We start from the raw sequence: 17,706 nt of genomic DNA on the forward strand, positions 1-17,706 counted from the left end.
GTGGGAGGGGGCTTGCTCCCGATGAGGCCTGAAGGTCAGCCCAAATGCTGGATCAGGCCCTGATAGCAAGTCGCCAAGTGATACGGCGTGGTCGAGGGCATGTCCCGTCGGCTCACCGCACCCTGGGCATCCAGGCATTCATGCCAGCCCTTGTCGTGCAGGAAGTTGTTCTGCAGCGCCAGCAACTGGCGTTGCAGCACCGCTTCGCTGCCGGGTCGCAAGGTCAACGCCCGCAGGTATTCAGCCTGGGCCCAGATACGCTGAGTGCCGTCGCGCACGCTACCGTCCAGGGCAAGCATGCCACTGACCGCACCGCTTAACTTATCCACACCCTTTTGCTCAGCATAGGCAAACGCCCGCATCAGTGACGCATGCAGCGCTGTACCGAGCAGCACCTGCGACGACTCGAGCAAAAAGAACCACTCGAACTGATGCCCTGGCTCGAACCAGTTATCCACAGCGCCCAGGGGTTTTTCCATCATCACGCCGTGCTGGCGGTCGATAAAGCGCTTTTGCAGGGCGCCAGCCAAGTCCAGCAATGCGTCACGCGTGAGGGGATCGTCACGCACCGCCAGTGTGGCGAGAAAGCCTTCGGCCAGGTGCATCAGCGGGTTCTGCAAGGGGCCCGACTTGAGGCTTGACCAGTTGCGCTCCAGCACCGCTTCGTAGAGGCCGTCGCCGCTGGCGAAGCGTTCGGCGACCACGGCAAGCGCGGCATTGAGCACTGATTCCACCAACGGTTCACGCACCTTGGCCCAGTAATGGGCGCAGGCAAAGATGATGAAGGCGTGGGTATAGAGGTCTTTGCGTTTATCCAGCGGCTGCCCGGCGGGGTCGATGCTGTAGAACCAGCCGCCGTGTTCGGCGTCGTGGAAGTGCCGTTGCAAGGAGCGGAACAGGGTGGCGGCGCGTTCCTCGGCAAAGGCTGCACCGGGTTCGCCGATCAGGCTGGCGAACAGGTACAACTGCCGGGCGCAGGCCATGGCGCGGTAGCGTTGTGGAGGCAACGGCTGGTGATCGGCGTCCAGTGCCTCGTACGGCAGCGCCAAGTCGGCATTCCAGCCCGGGCCCTGCCAGAGCGGCACGATCAGGTCGTGGAAGTGCGTGAGCACGGAATTCAAAAGAGGTTGGGGCATCGGCTGGCGTCGTCACGGCAGGGGTGTGGCGCGCATGGTATCAGGCTGATCGTTCCCACGCTCTGCGTGGGAATGCTTTTCATGACGCTCCGCGTCATGCGTGGGAACGCGGAGCGTCCCCGGCTGCATTTCCACGCGGAGCGTGGGAACGATCTATCAGCCCGCCAGCAACCAGACCCCAGTTGCAGCGGAAGCAGCCCCGGCCACCCGCACCAACGGTGCCGCCGCCGCTGGCAGCAAACGTACCACCGCATAGCCCGCCGCGTGCAGCGCCGCCGTCGCGCCGACAAACCCCGCCGCATACGCCCAGGGGCTGGACATGTCCGGCAGTTCCAAACCATGGGCCACGCCGTGAAACAGCGCAAACAACGCCGTCACACCCACCGCCACGAACAGCGGTGGGCGTACCGCCAGCGCCACTGCCAGGCCCAGCGCCAGCACCGACGCAGCAATCCCGCTTTCCAGCGCCGGCAATTGCAGGCCTTCAAAACCGAGCATGCCGCCGATCAACATGGTAGCGACGAAGGCGCAAGGCAGGGCCCAGCGTGCATTGCCTTTTTGCTGCGCTGCCCACAGCCCGACCGCAACCATGGCCAGCAAGTGATCGAGACCGCCCAGCGGGTGGCTGATGCCGGCAACCAGGCCATTGTCGCCGTGACCCGGGTGAGCAAACGCGAGGGCGGGGGCCAGCAGCAATGTGGCGGCGGCGAACAGTTTCTTGAGGTTCATACACAGGCTCCGTAGGGGGATCAGGCAGCGGTCAGCAGGCCTTGGCGTTCGATAAAGGCGACGATTTCATCCAGGCCGACGCCGGTTTTCTGGTTGCTGAACACAAAGGGTTTGCCATTGCGCATGCGTTGGGTGTCGCTGTTCATCAACTCCAGCGAGGCACCCACCAGCGGCGCGAGGTCGATCTTGTTGATCACCAGCAGGTCGGATTTGCAAATACCGGGCCCGCCCTTGCGCGGGAGTTTGTCGCCGGCGGACACATCGATCACATAGATGGTCAGGTCTGACAGCTCGGGGCTGAACGTCGCCGACAGGTTGTCGCCGCCGGACTCCACCAGAATCAGGTCCAGGCCGGGAAAACGCCGGTTGAGTTGGTCCACTGCCTCCAGGTTGATCGAGGCATCTTCGCGGATGGCGGTGTGCGGGCAGCCGCCGGTTTCCACGCCGATGATGCGCTCCGGCGCCAGGGCCTGGTTGCGCACCAGGAAATCGGCGTCTTCGCGGGTGTAGATGTCGTTGGTGACCACCGCCAGGTTGTAGCGGTCGCGCAGCGCCAGGCACAGGGCCAGGGTCAGGGCGGTCTTGCCGGAGCCCACCGGGCCGCCGATGCCGACGCGCAGGGGTTGTGTGTTCATGTCAGGTTCTCCAAAAACAGTCTCAGGAACGGAACAGGCGGCTGTACTGGCGTTCATGAGCCATGCACGCCAAAGACAGGCCAAAGGCGGCGCTGCCCAGATGATCGGGTTCGATGCGGTCGGCCTCCTGCTGGGCCTGTTGCAGCAGCGGCAGCAGCTCGCTGGTCAGGCGCTGCGCGGCTTGCTGGCCCAGGGGCAGGGTTTTCATCAGCACGGCCAGTTGATTTTCCAGCCAGCTCCATAGCCAGGCGGCGAGCGCGTCGTCGGGGCTGATTGCCCAGGCCCGCGCGGCCAGCGCCCAGCCGAGGGCGAGATGGGGTTCAGGGTGTTGGGCAAGAAAGTCGCGGGCGGCGGCGTCCAGTTCCGGCAAGCCATTGAGCAGTTGCTGCAGGGAGTAGCCCATCTGCCGGCTCTCCTGATACAGCTCGCGGGTTTCGCGGCTGGCACGGTGTTCTTCACACAGCTGCGCCAGGCGTGGCCACGCCTGTTCAGTGGCCGCGCGGCAATGGGCGAGCAGCAACGGCGCTTCGAAACGCGCGAGGTTGAGCAGCAATTGATCGCTGATCCAGCGCCGCGCGCTGGCGGCATCGTTGACGCGGCCGTTGTCCACGGCCATTTCCAGGCCCTGGGAATAGCTGTAGCCACCAATCGGCAACTGCGGACTGGCCAGGCGCAACAACGCCCAGGCTGGGTTCATAGACGCACGCCGAACTGATGCAGTTTGGGCGCGTAGTTGAACGCTTCATCGCCATGCCGCGAATGATGATGGCCACCGCCATAGGCCCCGTGTTCAGGCTGGAAGGGCGCCTCAATGGTGTGCACGTCGGCGCCCAGCTGCTCAAGCATGGCCTTGAGCACGTAGTCATCGAGCAGGCGCAGCCAGCCATCGCCGACCTGCAGGGCCACATGGCGGTTGCCAAGGTGATAGGCGGCGCGGGTCAGTTCAAACGCGTTGCGGCAGGTGACATGCAGCAGCTGTTCAGGGCGCGCGCAGACACGTACGACGCGTCCGTCTTCAGCTTGTAGGAATTCGCCATCATGCAGCGGCGGTTGCCCACGCTCCAGAAACAGGCCGACGTCCTCACCCTCGGCACTGAAACAGCGCAGACGGCTTTTGCTGCGGGCTTCGAAGTTCAGCAGCAGTTCGGCGGCCCAGAGGGCTTGCGGGGCGATTCGGCGGTGGATCACCAGCATCAGAAAGCTTCCGGCTATGAGCGATAAGGGAGCTAGAGCAAGGGGCTTGCCAACCCGGCAGGCGCGTAGGAATTTCCTGTCAGCAGGGCGCGAGCGCCACAAGGCAGGGCACTCGCTGAGTGCGTCCGTGTTGCAATTTGGTGCGCTTAAGCGGGTTTTAGCACCGGAAAAGGGCATTTTGCGTGGTGAACGGCCGTGTGTTGCATGAAACTTCTTTCATCCAATTCTTCGTGGCGTTTTTAAGGATTTTTCCTACAAGGCCACGGGAATCGGCCTTCGTGGAGTTACACGGGGGTTGTTTAAGATTCGCGCCGTGTTTAATTCACTGCGATGTTCATCATGTTCAAGTCACTTATCTGTTCCGTCATTGTCAGCCTGTCGTGCCTTATCTCATCAGCCTCGGCCACTCTTCAACAGCCGCCCACCTTTATTTCCAAGCCCGCATCGTCCTCGGTCGACGATGTGATCGACCGGGCCCATCAATTGCTCGGCACACCCTACAAGTGGGGCGGTACGTCTACCGAGCAAGGGTTCGATTGCAGCAGTTTCCTGGTCTATCTGTTCAAGACCGAAGCGAATATTCAGCTTCCACGCACCACGGCTGCAATGCACCGTTCCACCGCCGCGACCATCAAGCGCACTGCGTTGAAGCCGGGCGACGCGGTCTTTTTCAAAGGCAACGGGCAGGGGCGGGTGAGTCACGTCGGGCTGTATATCGGCGAAGGCAAATTCATCCATTCACCGCGTACCGGCAAGAATGTGCGTATCGATTCGTTGAGCAATACCTATTGGAGCAAGAACTACACCACGGCCAAGCGCTTTCATACGGCCGGCTGAGGCATTACTCGGTACTGCCCAGGCCTTGCCAATGCTTGAGGCCGATAAAGATGAAGCGCAATTGCTGGGTGATCTTCGCCTGGGGCGTGAGATGGGCAGGCAACGCGTGGGCGGGTGGGTCGATGATGTCGGGCAGGGTGGCGAACACGCTTTTGACGATGAGGTCGGCCATTACGTGCAAACCTTCGGCATCCAGGTGTTGCAGCTTGGGCATCAGCGTGAGGTCGGCCGCCAGGTCGCGGGTGATGTCTTCGCGCAGGGCGCCGATGGCCTGGCGCACCGCCAGGCAACCGCCATATTGTTCGCGGGCCAGGAACAGGAATTGGGAACGGTTGGCCGAGACCACATCGAGAAAGATCCGCACGGACGCATCGATGATCCCGCCCATCACGAATTCGTTGTGACGCACCAGGCGAATCGTGGCGCGGAAGGTCTGGCCGACTTCACTGACCAATACGAGCCCAAGCTCGTCCATGTCGGCGAAATGGCGATAGAACCCGGTAGGCACGATACCCGCTGTCTTGGCCACTTCGCGCAGGCTCAGGCTGCCAAACCCACGGCCACACTCCATCAGATGGCGGGCAGCGTCCATCAAGGCGAGGCGGGTCTGTTGCTTCTGTTCGGCGCGGGGCAGCATGAGCGGATGGGCTTTGTCGGCGAGTACAGCGACGCACTCTAGCAAAACCGCTTTGCCGGCGTCGAACTTGGCGGGGGCGAGACGTGACGCGGTCTATATAAAAGCGAAAGCCCGATCGACAGACCGGGCTTTTTTATGGGCCACCATGGGCTTAGCTCTGTGCTTGATGCAGTTCTTCCAGACGGTCGGCACCGCCTTCGGCAAGACCTTGGGTGTAGGCGCGATCATTGGCTTGTTCAGCACCGCCTTCTACCAGACCTTTTTCTTGCAGGCGGTCGTTGCCACCTTCGGTCAGGCCTTCGGTGTAGGCGCGTTTGTTGGCCTGTTCCGAACCGTTTTCAGCGACAGCGCCTTTGGCGTAGTCACGGTTTTCGTCTTCTTGCGAACCGCTGCGCGCCAGGGTCTGGCTGGACTGCACGGCTTGGGCTTTGTTCTGTGGAGTGGCCTGTTCGGCGGCTGGCAGGGCAACGGCACTGGAAGCCAGGATGGATAACAGGACGGTAGCGAGTACTTGGCGTTTCATGAGGGTTGCTCCTTGGGAGGGCGATAAAGTGGGTACAGGGCTAATGCTACTCTTGATAAGTCGATATAAAAGTTCATAAAGACAATGGTAATAATCAACAGAATTGATTGTTCCCACGGGAGGCTCTAGAACGCGCCTCTCAAGCACGCGGTTTTGCACCGAGGTGGGTATTTTCGACACGAACCTGGGTAACAATGGTGCGTCGTGGATGATCAACCTTGTCTGGTTGATCAGGAAAATCGGTTTTTTCAGCTAAATCGGCCGTTGCGTTAAACCCCCAGGCACTTTGCCAGTCGTAGTCCTATAAGCTGTGTCAAAGGCTGTTGCCCAGCCAGTCGTATTCAGGAGCCCTGTGCAATGACGCGCACTCGAAAAATTGTCGCTTGGAGCTGCGCCAGCTTCGTTCTGTTGATTGCCATCGCGGTATTGGTCCTGGTGTTCTTCGACTGGAACCGCATCAAGCCCCCCCTCAATGCCAAGGTCTCCGAAGAGTTGCACCGCCCGTTCGCCATCAATGGCAACTTGGCGGTGGTGTGGCAGCGTGAGCCCGACGAAGGCGGCTGGCGCGCGTGGGTGCCGTGGCCCCATGTGATTGCCGAAGACCTGAGCCTGGGCAACCCCGACTGGTCCAAGCAGCCGCAGATGGTCACGCTGAAGAAAGTCGAGTTGCGTATTTCGCCGTTGGCCTTGCTGGCACAACGCGTGGTGATTCCGCGTATCGACCTCACCGAACCGAGCGCCGACCTGCAGCGCCTGGCTGACGGCCGGGCCAACTGGACCTTCAAGTTCGACCCCAAAGACCCCGACGCCGAGCCTTCCAGCTGGGTGGTGGACATCGGCGCCATCGGCTTCGACAAGGGCCACGTCACCCTCGACGACCAGACCCTCAAGACTCGCCTCGATGTGATCATCGACCCGCTGGGCAAACCGATTCCTTTCGGTGAAATCGTCGGTGACGCCGATGCCAAAAAGGCCTTGGAGAAAGGCTCGGCGCCGCAGGACTATGCGTTCGGCCTCAAGGTCAAAGGCCAATATCATGGCCAGGCGCTCGCCGGCACCGGCAAGATCGGCGGGTTGCTCGCCTTGCAGGACGCGGCCAAGCCTTTCCCGCTGCAGGCCCAGGTCAAGATCGCCGACACCAGCATCGCCCTGGCCGGCACCCTGACCGACCCGCTTAACCTCGGCGCCCTCGACCTGCGCCTGAAGCTGTCGGGCAGCAGCCTCGGCAACCTCTACCCGTTGACTGGTGTGACATTGCCCGATTCGCCGGCGTACTCAACCGACGGCCATTTGATCGCCAAGCTGCACGAAGCCAGCGGCGCTTCATTTCGGTATGAAAACTTCAACGGCAAGATCGGCAACAGCGACATCCACGGCAACCTGGCCTACGTTGCCAGCCAGCCACGGCCCAAGCTCAGCGGCGCGCTGGTGTCCAACCAGCTGCTGATGGATGACCTGGCACCCTTGATCGGCGCCGACTCCAACGCCAAGCAGAAAGCCCGTGGCGGCGAAAGCAAACAACCGGCCACCAAAGTCTTGCCGGTGGAAGAGTTCCGCACCGAGCGCTGGCGCGAGATGGATGCCGACGTGGAATTCACCGGCAAACGCATTGTGCACAGCGCCGACCTGCCTTTCACCGACCTCTATACGCACCTGGTGCTCAATGATGGTGAGCTGAGCCTTGAGCCCCTGCGCTTCGGCGTGGCCGGCGGCAAGCTCGATGCGCAGATCCGCTTGAACGGCCGCACCACGCCGATGGAAGGCCGCACGAAACTCACGGCGCGTAACTTCAAGCTCAAACAGCTGTTCCCGACCTTTGAACCGATGAAAACCAGCTTTGGTGAGCTCAACGGCGACGCCGATATTGCCGGGCGCGGCAACTCCGTGGCGGCGCTGCTGGGCACGGCCAACGGTGACTTGAAGATGCTGATCAACGATGGCGCCATCAGCCGTGGCCTGATGGAAATCGCCGGCCTTAACGTGGGCAACTACGTGGTGGGGCGCCTGTTTGGCGACAAGGAAGTGAAGATCAACTGCGCGGCGGCGGACTTCGGCATCAAGACCGGTTTGGCGACGACACGCTTGTTTGTGTTCGATACCGAGAACGCGATCATCTACGTCGATGGCACAGCAAATATGGCGACCGAGCAGTTGGACCTGACCATCACGCCGGAGTCCAAGGGCTTTCGTCTGTTCTCCCTGCGCTCGCCGTTGTATGTGAACGGGCCGTTCATCAAGCCCAATGCCGGGGTCAAAGCCATCCCCCTGGCGCTGCGCGGCGCGGGCATGGTCGCCCTGGGTGTGATCGCCGGCCCGGCTGCCGGGTTGCTTGCACTGGTTGCCCCAAGTGGCGGCGAGCCGAATGCGTGCGCACCGTTGTTGCAACAGATGCGAGAAGGCAAGGCGCCGAAAACCGTGAAGTAATAACCGACTGCACCTGAAACCAAATGTGGGAGGGGGCTTGCTCCCGATTGCGGTGTATCAGCCAATCAATCTTTGACTGAGACACTGCCATCGGGAGCAAGCCCCCTCCCACATTGGTATTGCGGTATTACGGGTTACAGACCCTGCAGAATATCCGCCATGTCATCGGCGTGTTCTTCTTCCTGGGCCAGGATCTCTTCGAAGATGCGACGGGTAGTCGGGTCTTTATCGCCGATGTACTGAATGATCTCGCGATAGCTGTCCACCGCGATGCGCTCGGCCACCAGATCTTCGTAAACCATTTCCTTCAGCGAATTGCCCGCCACGTATTGTGCGTGGGAGTTCTTCGACAACAGGTCGGGGTTGAACTCCGGCTCGCCGCCCAGTTGCACGATGCGTTCGGCGAGTTTGTCGGCGTGTTCGGCTTCCTGGGTGGCGTGCTCCAGGAACTCGTCGGCGGCGACGCTGGCTTTCAGGCCGCTGGCCATGAAGTAATGACGCTTGTAGCGCAACACGCAGACCAGCTCTGTGGCCAACGCTTCGTTGAGCAGGCGGATGATTTCTTCGCGGTCGGCACCATAGCCTTCGGTCACGGCACCGTTTTCGACGTTCTGGCGGGCGCGGCTGCGCAGGGTCGCAACGTCAGTCAAGTGTGCTTCAGTCATCTCAATCTCCTGGGGCTAATCCGGTTTTACGCCACGCTCTGCCGGCGTGATCGCTCCAGGTTGTGAGTCGCGCAAGGGACGAAAAGTTTTATCGGATTTAACCGGATGTGTCATGAGCACTCCGTGTACTGGCATCGCGGCGATTGGAATATCCATGGCCGGTGAAGTTGTAACGAGTTTTGACTACACTGCGCTGTAGGCCGCGCCCTTCGGCACGGTAACCGGGAGAAAACTCCATGAAGATGCTGCGTATTCCGTTGATCATGATGAGCCTGCTGCTGTGTTCCCAAGGTTTTGCCGCCACCGCCCAGCAAAACAAAATGACCACCTGCAATGCCGAAGCCTCTACCAAGACCCTCAAGGGCGACGAGCGCAAGGCCTTCATGAAGACCTGCCTGTCGGCCCCGGCGGCCAATGACGCCAAGACCCTGACCCCGCAGCAGCAGAAGATGAAGGATTGCAACGCGTCGGCGAAAACCAAGGCGTTGGCCGGTGATGCGCGCAAGACGTTCATGAGTACTTGCCTGAAGGGTTAATCACAATTGTGCAGGCGCTGCTGATCAAATGTGGGAGGGGCGGTGCGACGATTCGACTTGCCCCCGATAGCGCAATGTCAGTCAACCGATTCATAGGCTGATTCACCGCCGCCCACACTTGATCGCATTCACAACCGCCCCCTCGCTTGATTCCCGCAAGGCTGGCAGACTGCCCATCCTTTAACGCCGTTCGTTTTGAGGCTGTATGCCAACGTTTTCTCAGCGTCATGTGTTGTTGCTGTCCAGCTACATCATCATTTTCGGCGGGTTGCTGCTGGTGCTGCCGCTGAAACTGCTGCCCAGCCTGCTGGCCGGCCTGTTGGTCTATGAACTGGTCAACATGCTTACTCCCCAACTGCAGCGCCTGATCGAAGGGCGGCGTGCGCGCTGGCTGGCGGTAGCCTTGCTTGGCACCTTGATCGTCAGCGTGCTCACGCTGATCTTCGCCGGCGCGATCAGCTTTCTGCTGCACGAAGCGGAAAATCCCGGCGCCTCGCTGGATAAATTCATGCACGTGGTCGACCGCGCACGCGGCCAGTTACCGCCGTCCATCGATGCCTATCTGCCCGCCAGCGCCGCCGAATTCCGCGTGGCCATCGGCGACTGGCTGAGCAAACACCTGAGCGAACTGCAACTGGTCGGCAAAGACGCGGCTCATATGTTCGTCACCTTGCTGATCGGCATGGTGCTCGGCGCGATCATCGCCCTGCAGCGCGTGCCCGACCTGACCAAGCGCAAACCCTTGGCCGCCGCGTTGTTCGACCGCCTGCACCTGTTGGTCCAGGCGTTTCGCAACATCGTCTTCGCCCAGATCAAGATCGCCGCGCTCAACACTGCCTTCACCGCCGTGTTCCTCGCCGTGGTGCTGCCGCTGTGCGGCATTCACCTGCCGCTGACCAAAACCCTGATCGTGCTGACCTTCCTGCTCGGCCTGCTGCCGGTGATCGGCAACCTGATGTCCAACACCCTGATCACGATTGTCGCGTTGTCGCTGTCGATCTGGGTCGCGGTGGCGGCGCTGGGGTATTTGATCGTGATCCACAAGGTCGAGTACTTCCTCAACGCGCGCATCGTCGGCGGGCAGATCAGTGCCAAGTCGTGGGAGTTGCTGCTGGCGATGCTGGTGTTTGAGGCCGCGTTCGGGCTGCCGGGGGTGGTGGCGGGGCCGATTTATTATGCGTATTTGAAGAGTGAGCTGAAGCTCGGCGGAATGGTTTAAGCCGTGTTTTGCCTGGGCGGGCCTCATCGGGAGCAAGCCCCCTCCCACATTTTGACCGTGTTCACAAATCAAAGGTGGGAGGGGGCTTGCCCCCGATGAAGTCACCACGGTGTTTCAGGTGAAATTCAGCAACCGTAGCGCTTACTCGCCTCAATCGCCAACCCACTGCCAATACTGCCAAAGATATTGCCTTCCACATGCCGCGCATTCGGCAGCATCGCCGAGATGCTGTGGCGCAGTGCCGGGATTCCGCTGGAACCACCGGTGAAGAACACCGTGTCCACCTGGGCCACATCCACCGAGGCGTCGTTGAGCAGTTGGGTCACGCTGTTGCGCACGCGCTCGAGCAGGCCATCGATGGCCGATTCGAACAGGTTGCGGCTCAGTTCCACGCTCAAGCCAGGCTCAACCCGGTCCAGCAACACCAGGCGGCTGTCTTCATGGGTCAGCTGGATCTTGGTTTCTTCTACTTCCATCGCCAACCAGTGCCCGGCACGCTGTTCGATCAGCTTGAACAGGCGGTCGATGCCGCCGGTGTCTTCGATGTCGTAGCGCATGCTGCTCAGGGCCAGCTGGGATTTCTGCGAGTACACCGAGTTGATGGTGTGCCAGGTAGCCAGGTTCATGTGGTGGCTGGTCGGCATGTAGGCGCCGCTTTTCATGCGGCTGCCGTAGCCGAACAGCGGCATCATGCCTTGCAGGCTGAGCTGCTTGTCGAAGTCGGTACCGCCGATGTGCACGCCACCAGTGGCGAGGATGTCGCTCTGGCGGTTGTCGTTGTGACGACGGTCCGGCGACAGGCGCACCAGGGAGAAGTCGGAGGTACCGCCGCCGATATCGACGATCAGCACCAGCTCTTCTTTTTCGATGGTCGACTCGTAGTCGAACGCGGCGGCAATCGGTTCGTACTGGAACGAGATGTCCTTGAAGCCGATCTTGCGGGCCACATCGACCAGGGTGTTTTCCGCTTCCTGGTCGGCCATCGGGTCGTCATCGACGAAAAACACCGGGCGCCCCAGCACCACTTCTTCGAACTCGCGGCCGGCGGTGGCTTCGGCGCGGCTCTTGAGCTGGCCGATGAACAGCGCCAGCAGGTCGGTGAACGGCATCGCCGTGCCCAATACGCTGGTGTCGTGCTTGATCAGCTTGGAACCCAGCAGGCTCTTGAGCGAGCGCATCAAGCGGCCTTCGTAGTTCTCCAGGTATTCATGCAGCGCCAGGCGACCGTACACCGGGCGGCGTTCCTCGAAGTTGAAGAACACCACCGACGGCAGGGTGATCTTGTCGTCCTCCAGCGCGATAAGCGTCTCCTCGCCGGGGCGGATCCAGCCGACGGTGGAGTTGGACGTGCCGAAGTCGATGCCGCAGGCACGGGCTGGGGATGGGTTTTTCATGTCGATCGGGTTCCGGTTGCAAAACGGCCGCGCAGTGTATGCCAGTCGACGCCGGATGCGTAGGCCGACCATCCGTTAAATAGCGCTTGAAAGCGCGCGATTCGCCCCCACATCTGGTGCATACGGCAAGTGCCTGTAAAACTCCGACGCACCCCAGGCCGCAAGACTCAACACGTGCAAACCAGCGCACCTTGTGTCCGGGCTGTGCGATCTCGTTTAAGGATGGTGAACCACCGATGGATTTCAAAGACTACTACAAGATATTGGGTGTCGAGCCGAGCGCCGATGACAAGGAAATCAAAGCCGCCTATCGCAAGCTCGCGCGCAAATATCACCCGGACGTCAGCAAGGAAAAAGACGCCGAAGCCAAGTTCAAGGACGCGTCCGAAGCCTATGAAGCCCTCAAGAGCGCGGACAAGCGTGCCGAGTACGACGAGCTGCGCAAATATGGCCAGCACGGTCAGCCGTTCCAGGGGCCACCTGGCTGGCAGAGCCGTGGCGGCTTTGGCGGTAGCGCGGGCACTGAGGATTTCTCGGACTTCTTCAGCTCGATCTTCGGCTCGCGCAGTGACGGGTTCGGCGGCGGCCAGCGCCGCCCTGCCGGGCGCAAGGGCCAGGACGTGGAGATGCAGCTGTCGGTGTCCCTCGAGGAGACGCTGTCCACCGAGTCCAAGCAGATCAGCTTCCAGGTGCCTCAGTACGACGCTTCTGGCCGGCACGTGAGCAATACGGTCAAGAACCTGAACGTGAAGATCCCGGCCGGTGTGGCCGACGGTGAACGTATCCGTCTCAAGGCCCAGGGCGCGCCCGGTATTGGCGGCGGTGCCAACGGTGATCTGTACCTGATCATCAAGTTCGCGCCGCATGCCAAGTTTGAAGTGGATGGCGAAAACCTGGTGATCAACCTGCCGCTGGCGCCGTGGGAATTGGCGCTGGGCACGGAAGTCCCGGTGCCTACGCTGACCGGCAAGATCAACCTCAAGGTGCCCGCCGGCAGCCAGAACGGCCAGCGCATGCGCGCCAAGGGCCATGGGTTGCTGAACAAGGCTGGCCAGCGAGGTTTCCTGTTCGTGCAGCTCAAGGCGGTGATGCCGCCGGCAGGTAGCGACGAGGTGAAAGCGTTGTGGCAGGAGCTGGCCAAGAAAGCCAACTTCAATCCGCGCGAAAACTTCTAAGCTGCCTTACTGTAGGAGCGAGCTTGCTCGCGAAGAACGTCAACGATAACGCGTACAACCTGAATAAACGCGGCGTCTTTGAGTGCTTCGCGAGCAAGCTCGCTCCTACAGTTACAGTGAGGCGGTTGTCAGAACAGGAAATAGCGCTGCGCCATCGGCAGTACGTCAGCGGGTTCACACCACAGCAATACACCATCGGCCTTGACCTGATACGTCTGCGGGTCCACCTCGATATCCGGCAGGTAATCGTTATGGATGAGGTCGCTCTTCTGCACCTCGCGACAGCCCTTGACCACCGCAATCTGTTTTTTCAAACCCAGGGCCTCGGGCAGGCCGGCCTCCTGTGCCGCCTGGCTGATAAAGGTCAGGCTGGTGGCATGCAGTGAGCTGCCGAAGCTGGCGAACATCGGCCGGTAGTGCACCGGCTGCGGTGTGGGAATCGAAGCGTTGGCATCGCCCATCAGGCTCGAGGCAATCGCGCCGCCCTTGAGGATCAGCGTGGGCTTGATCCCGAAGAACGCCGGGCGCCACAGCACCAGATCGGCCCATTTGCCAACTTCGATGGAGCCGACGATATGGCTGATGCCATGGGTGATCGCCGGGTTGATGGTGTACTTGGCGATATAGCGCTTGGCGCGAAAGTTGTCGTTGCCCGGGCCGTCACCGGGCAGGGCGCCGCGCTGTTTTTTCATCTTGTCGGCGGTCTGCCAGGTGCGGGTAATCACTTCGCCGACGCGGCCCATGGCCTGGCTGTCGGAACTGATCATCGAAAACGCGCCGAGGTCGTGCAGGATATCTTCGGCGGCAATGGTCTCGCGGCGGATGCGGCTTTCGGCGAAGGCCACGTCTTCGGCGATGCTCGGGTCCAGGTGATGGCAGACCATCAGCATGTCCAGGTGTTCATCGATGGTGTTGCGGGTGAACGGCCGCGTCGGGTTGGTGGAGCTGGGCAGCACGTTCGGCAAGCCGCAGGCCTTGATGATGTCCGGTGCATGCCCGCCACCGGCCCCTTCGGTGTGGTAGGTGTGTATGGTGCGGCCCTTGAGCGCGGCGAGGGTGGTTTCGACGAAGCCGGATTCGTTGAGAGTGTCGCTGTGGATTGCCACCTGCACGTCGTATGCATCGGCGACGCTCAGGCAGTTATCGATGCTGGCGGGTGTGGTGCCCCAGTCTTCGTGCAGCTTCAAGCCAATGGCGCCGGCCTTGACCTGTTCGATCAACGGCTCGGGCAGGCTCGCGTTGCCCTTGCCGGTAAAGCCGATGTTCATCGGGAACGAATCACTGGCCTGCAGCATGCGCGCCAGGTGCCAAGGCCCTGAGGTGCAGGTGGTGGCGTTGGTGCCGGTGGCAGGTCCCGTGCCGCCGCCGATCATGGTGGTGATGCCGCTGGTCAGCGCCTCTTCGATCTGCTGCGGGCAGATGAAATGCACATGGGAGTCGATACCGCCGGCGGTGAGGATCATGCCTTCGCCGGCGATCACTTCGGTGCTGGCGCCGATGGCCATGGTCACGCCGGGCTGGATGTCGGGGTTGCCGGCTTTGCCAATGGCGTGGATGCGGCCGTTCTTAAGGCCCACGTCGGCCTTGACGATGCCCCAGTGGTCGATGATCAGCGCGTTGGTGATCAGGGTGTCGACCACTTCGTGGGCGAGTAACTGGCTCTGGCCCTGACCGTCACGGATCACCTTGCCGCCGCCGAATTTCACTTCTTCGCCATACACGGTGAAGTCCTGCTCGACTTCGACGAACAGCTCGGTGTCGGCCAGGCGGACCTTGTCGCCAACGGTGGGGCCGTACATGTCGGCATATGCCTGACGATCGATTTTCATATCTCGTTCCTCGGTATGAGCTGCAAGCTGTTAGCCGCAAGCGTCAAGTAAAAGCCAATGGGGCGCCGCAAACTGCTCTTTCTTGCAGCTTGCAGCTGATCGCTTGCAGTCGGCCTAAAGCTCGCCCATGACTCTCCCCGCAAACCCATACACTCGCCGCAATCCGCTCAGGTCGACGAGCTCGACAGTCCTCGCCTGCCCCGGCTCAAACCGCACCGCCGTCCCCGCCGGAATATTCAGGCGCATGCCACGGCTCGCGGCGCGGTCGAAGGTCAGCGCATCATTGGTCTCGAAAAAATGATAATGCGAGCCCACCTGAATCGGCCGGTCGCCACTGTTGGCCACGCTCAGGCTGATGGTGCGCCGGCCCACGTTCAGTTCGATCTCGCCAGGCTGGATCTGGAATTCGCCAGGAATCATGCAGGTTGCCCCAGGGTCTTGAAGTAAATGGCGGTCGGGCTGTAGCGCCCGTCCGGGCTTTGGCAGTAGTCGGGCAATTCGCCGACCTTGGTGTAGCGCAGCGACTGGTAGAAGGCCTCGGCGCCGGAGCCGGCTTCGGTGTCGAGGTAGAGCAAACCGCGCTTGTGCTGGCGTGCGGCGAGTTCCAGGGCATTCATCAATTGCTGCCCCAGGCCGTGGCGCCGCGCACAGCTGTGCACCAGCAGCTTCTGCACCTCGGCACGGTTCAGGCCATTGGCTTTCTGGCACAGCGCCAACTGCACGCTGGCGACCACCTGCTCATCGCGCACCACCACCCACAGCAACAGGCTGGCGTCTTCGATGCCGGCTTGCACACCGCTCAGGTACACGCGGGCCTGGGCCTCATCGAAGTCGGCCATGAAACCCACCGAGGCGCCATGCCGGACCGCGTCCAGCAACAGCTCGATCAAGCCGAGGCGGTAATGGGCAAAGCTTTCAGCATTGACTCGACGCAGTTGCGCAGCGCTCATCGATCTCACTCCTTGGGCGGTTCGGCGCCCGGGTTCAAGGCCAGTTGCATAAAGGTCAGGTCGAGCCAGCGGCCGAACTTGATACCCACTTGCGGCATCTGCCCGGTGGTGATGAAACCCAGGCGTTCATGCAGGCGGATCGAGGCCAGATTGCCGCTTTCGATGGCCGCGACCATCACCTGTTTGCCGCCGCTGCGCGCGCGTTCGATCAGGGCCTGCATCAAGCGCGGGCCGAGGCCCTTGCCGCGCTGGTCGTTGCGCACGTAAACCGAGTGCTCGACGCTGTAGCGAAAGCCTTCGAAGGGCCGCCAGTCGCCGAACGAGGCGTAGCCGGTGACTTCGGCGTTTTCCACCGCCACCAGGATCGGATAGCCCTGGGCCTGGCGGGCGCTGAACCACGCCTGGCGGTTAGCCAGGTCGACCGGCTGTTCGTTCCAGATCGCCGTGGTGTTCAACACTGCGTCGTTGTAGATATCGCGGATTGCCGGCAGGTCTTGCTCGGTAGCATCACGAATCATTGCCGCGCCTCACGCAATGGGTTGATGGACAGTGACCAGCTTGGTGCCGTCCGGGAAGGTGGCTTCGACCTGGATGTCCGGGATCATTTCCGGAATGCCTTCCATCACTTGCTCACGGCTGAGCAGGGTCGTGCCGTAGTGCATCAGGTCGGCCACAGTGCGGCCATCGCGGGCGCCTTCCATCAGCGCGGCGGAAATATAGGCGATGGTTTCCGGGTAGTTGAGCTTCACCCCACGCGCCAGGCGGCGTTCGGCTACCAGGCCGGCGGTGAAGATCAGCAGTTTGTCTTTTTCCCGTGGGGTCAAATCCATGGTTCAGTCCGTCGTGAAATACATTCATAAATACAAGGAGATCAAGTGTGGGAGGGGGCTTGCTCCCGATAGCAGGGTGTCAGCCAATACATCTGTTACTGACCCACCGCCATCGGGAGCAAGCCCCCTCCCACATTTTGATCTTCATGTGCTCCAGATTCTCGGTGATACCGCTTCGCGGCCAAGCAGCGCCGGGCGCAACAGTTTCCATAATTCAATCAACCATCCCCGCGCCAGCAGCGCTTCGCTGGCCAGGCAGCGCGCGACCAGCAAACCGGGCAGTTGGGTCAAGTCGCCGCGCACCGCGTTGGGCAGTGAGCGGCAGTGTTCGAGCAATTGAGCATCGACTTCACCGGTTACCAGCAACGTAGCGAACACCGGTTGCCCATCCAGCCCGATAGGCGAATCCAGCAGCCCATCGCCGCCCACAATGCGCTGGCGCTCATGCCAGAGCAACTGGCCGTCGCGACGGATATCAAGGTGCGATTGAAAGTGGCCGAGGTCGAACCGTTCGCCGCTGGCCGGGCGCCCGAGGGCGACCACGTCCCAGTAGAACAACCGCGCATCGCCGTGCAGGTCGATGCGCGTGCTGAGTTCGGCCTGGGCGGCGCTGAATACGATGGTTTCCTGGGGCAGCCATTCCAGGGTCGCGCCGGCCTCCACGCGCAAATTCAACTGCTGAAACGCCGGGCCGCTGGCGCGGTACCACTTGGCCGCGCCGGGGCTGGTCAATTGCGCCCAGGCGCCTTGGGCAACCTGTGCGCTGATATCGAGTCGATCACCGCCGGCAATGCCGCCGGGCGGGTGCACGATGATGTGCTGGCACACCTCGGGGCCTTCGGCGTACAGGTGTTTTTGCACGCGCAGCGGGCCGAGGTGACGGCGCAGCACCGGGCGTGTGGTGTCGCCGAAACGCGCATAGCCGAGTTCCAGCTCGGCGCGCCAGCTGGGGGTGAACAGGGCAGGGGTGACGGGGAGGTTCATGGTTTTGTG

General features: G+C 61.6%; 20 protein-coding genes. 5 read left to right on the top strand and 15 right to left on the bottom strand.

The window, feature by feature from the left end:
- Positions 1-35: 35 nt before the first annotated feature.
- The 5 genes from C4J92_RS03070 to ureE all read right to left on the bottom strand — a co-directional run bounded on the left by C4J92_RS03070 (position 36) and on the right by ureE (position 3,694).
- Entirely contained in the window at positions 36-1,136 is a 1,101-nt protein-coding gene (locus C4J92_RS03070) for an AGE family epimerase/isomerase (RefSeq protein WP_124402915.1), read from the bottom strand.
- 156 nt (positions 1,137-1,292) lie between these two features.
- Complete coding sequence (locus C4J92_RS03075) at positions 1,293-1,865, bottom strand: HupE/UreJ family protein (RefSeq protein ID WP_124402916.1); 573 nt, start codon at positions 1,863-1,865, stop codon at positions 1,293-1,295.
- Positions 1,866-1,885: 20 nt separating this feature from the next.
- Positions 1,886-2,500 carry an urease accessory protein UreG gene (ureG, locus tag C4J92_RS03080; protein WP_017849719.1) on the bottom strand — a complete coding sequence of 205 codons (615 nt, stop codon included), beginning with the start codon at positions 2,498-2,500 and terminating at the stop codon, positions 1,886-1,888.
- Between the two features lie 22 nt (positions 2,501-2,522).
- Positions 2,523-3,197: an urease accessory protein UreF gene (locus tag C4J92_RS03085; protein WP_124402917.1), complete on the bottom strand. Its 675-nt coding sequence runs from the start codon at positions 3,195-3,197 to the stop codon at positions 2,523-2,525.
- Positions 3,194-3,694 carry an urease accessory protein UreE gene (ureE, locus tag C4J92_RS03090; protein WP_124365654.1) on the bottom strand — a complete coding sequence of 167 codons (501 nt, stop codon included), beginning with the start codon at positions 3,692-3,694 and terminating at the stop codon, positions 3,194-3,196. Before ureE ends, C4J92_RS03085 begins: the two co-directional genes overlap by 4 nt.
- A gap of 339 nt (positions 3,695-4,033) precedes the next feature.
- On the opposite strand from ureE, the gene C4J92_RS03095 reads away from it, so the two are divergent.
- Entirely contained in the window at positions 4,034-4,531 is a 498-nt protein-coding gene (locus C4J92_RS03095; protein ID WP_124402918.1) for a C40 family peptidase, read from the top strand.
- A 4-nt stretch (positions 4,532-4,535) separates the two neighbouring features.
- Here C4J92_RS03095 and C4J92_RS03100 read toward each other — a convergent pair whose 3' ends face one another.
- The gene (locus C4J92_RS03100) at positions 4,536-5,168 is read right to left on the bottom strand and encodes a TetR family transcriptional regulator (protein WP_057702615.1); all 633 of its coding nucleotides are present in this window, start codon (positions 5,166-5,168) and stop codon (positions 4,536-4,538) included.
- Between the two features lie 151 nt (positions 5,169-5,319).
- The gene (locus tag C4J92_RS03105; RefSeq protein ID WP_124402919.1) at positions 5,320-5,691 is read right to left on the bottom strand and encodes a hypothetical protein; all 372 of its coding nucleotides are present in this window, start codon (positions 5,689-5,691) and stop codon (positions 5,320-5,322) included.
- A gap of 357 nt (positions 5,692-6,048) precedes the next feature.
- Between C4J92_RS03105 and C4J92_RS03110 the strand changes: the two genes are divergently transcribed.
- On the top strand, positions 6,049-8,115 hold the full coding sequence (locus C4J92_RS03110; RefSeq protein WP_124402920.1) for an AsmA family protein: 2,067 nt from the start codon (positions 6,049-6,051) through the stop codon (positions 8,113-8,115).
- A 134-nt stretch (positions 8,116-8,249) separates the two neighbouring features.
- Here C4J92_RS03110 and C4J92_RS03115 read toward each other — a convergent pair whose 3' ends face one another.
- Positions 8,250-8,780 carry a bacterioferritin gene (locus tag C4J92_RS03115; RefSeq protein ID WP_124402921.1) on the bottom strand — a complete coding sequence of 177 codons (531 nt, stop codon included), beginning with the start codon at positions 8,778-8,780 and terminating at the stop codon, positions 8,250-8,252.
- Positions 8,781-9,016: 236 nt separating this feature from the next.
- Here C4J92_RS03115 and C4J92_RS03120 point away from each other — a divergent pair, with 236 nt between their 5' ends.
- Entirely contained in the window at positions 9,017-9,316 is a 300-nt protein-coding gene (locus C4J92_RS03120) for a PsiF family protein (protein ID WP_124369412.1), read from the top strand.
- Between the two features lie 205 nt (positions 9,317-9,521).
- A complete protein-coding gene (locus C4J92_RS03125) occupies positions 9,522-10,535 on the top strand; it encodes an AI-2E family transporter (RefSeq protein ID WP_124361062.1) in 1,014 nt (337 codons plus the stop codon).
- Between the two features lie 125 nt (positions 10,536-10,660).
- Here the strand turns inward: C4J92_RS03125 and C4J92_RS03130 are convergent, their stop codons facing one another.
- A complete protein-coding gene (locus C4J92_RS03130; protein WP_124361063.1) occupies positions 10,661-11,929 on the bottom strand; it encodes an Hsp70 family protein in 1,269 nt (422 codons plus the stop codon).
- A gap of 236 nt (positions 11,930-12,165) precedes the next feature.
- Between C4J92_RS03130 and C4J92_RS03135 the strand changes: the two genes are divergently transcribed.
- Complete coding sequence (locus tag C4J92_RS03135) at positions 12,166-13,104, top strand: DnaJ C-terminal domain-containing protein (protein WP_124402922.1); 939 nt, start codon at positions 12,166-12,168, stop codon at positions 13,102-13,104.
- 128 nt (positions 13,105-13,232) lie between these two features.
- Here the strand turns inward: C4J92_RS03135 and ureC are convergent, their stop codons facing one another.
- From ureC to C4J92_RS03165, 6 genes are all read right to left on the bottom strand, one after another.
- Positions 13,233-14,933 carry an urease subunit alpha gene (gene ureC, locus C4J92_RS03140; RefSeq protein WP_124402923.1) on the bottom strand — a complete coding sequence of 567 codons (1,701 nt, stop codon included), beginning with the start codon at positions 14,931-14,933 and terminating at the stop codon, positions 13,233-13,235.
- A 114-nt stretch (positions 14,934-15,047) separates the two neighbouring features.
- Complete coding sequence (locus tag C4J92_RS03145) at positions 15,048-15,353, bottom strand: urease subunit beta (RefSeq protein ID WP_124402924.1); 306 nt, start codon at positions 15,351-15,353, stop codon at positions 15,048-15,050.
- Entirely contained in the window at positions 15,350-15,883 is a 534-nt protein-coding gene (locus tag C4J92_RS03150) for a GNAT family N-acetyltransferase (RefSeq protein ID WP_124402925.1), read from the bottom strand. The genes C4J92_RS03145 and C4J92_RS03150 overlap by 4 nt, the downstream gene beginning before the upstream one ends.
- A 5-nt stretch (positions 15,884-15,888) precedes the next feature.
- Complete coding sequence (locus C4J92_RS03155; protein WP_124361068.1) at positions 15,889-16,401, bottom strand: GNAT family N-acetyltransferase; 513 nt, start codon at positions 16,399-16,401, stop codon at positions 15,889-15,891.
- A 9-nt stretch (positions 16,402-16,410) separates the two neighbouring features.
- Positions 16,411-16,713 carry an urease subunit gamma gene (gene ureA, locus C4J92_RS03160; RefSeq protein WP_003171437.1) on the bottom strand — a complete coding sequence of 101 codons (303 nt, stop codon included), beginning with the start codon at positions 16,711-16,713 and terminating at the stop codon, positions 16,411-16,413.
- 144 nt (positions 16,714-16,857) lie between these two features.
- Positions 16,858-17,697 carry an urease accessory protein UreD gene (locus C4J92_RS03165; RefSeq protein WP_124402926.1) on the bottom strand — a complete coding sequence of 280 codons (840 nt, stop codon included), beginning with the start codon at positions 17,695-17,697 and terminating at the stop codon, positions 16,858-16,860.
- Positions 17,698-17,706: the final 9 nt, after the last annotated feature.

It is taken from the genome of Pseudomonas sp. R3-18-08, from assembly GCF_003852065.1.
Classification (GTDB): domain Bacteria; phylum Pseudomonadota; class Gammaproteobacteria; order Pseudomonadales; family Pseudomonadaceae; genus Aquipseudomonas.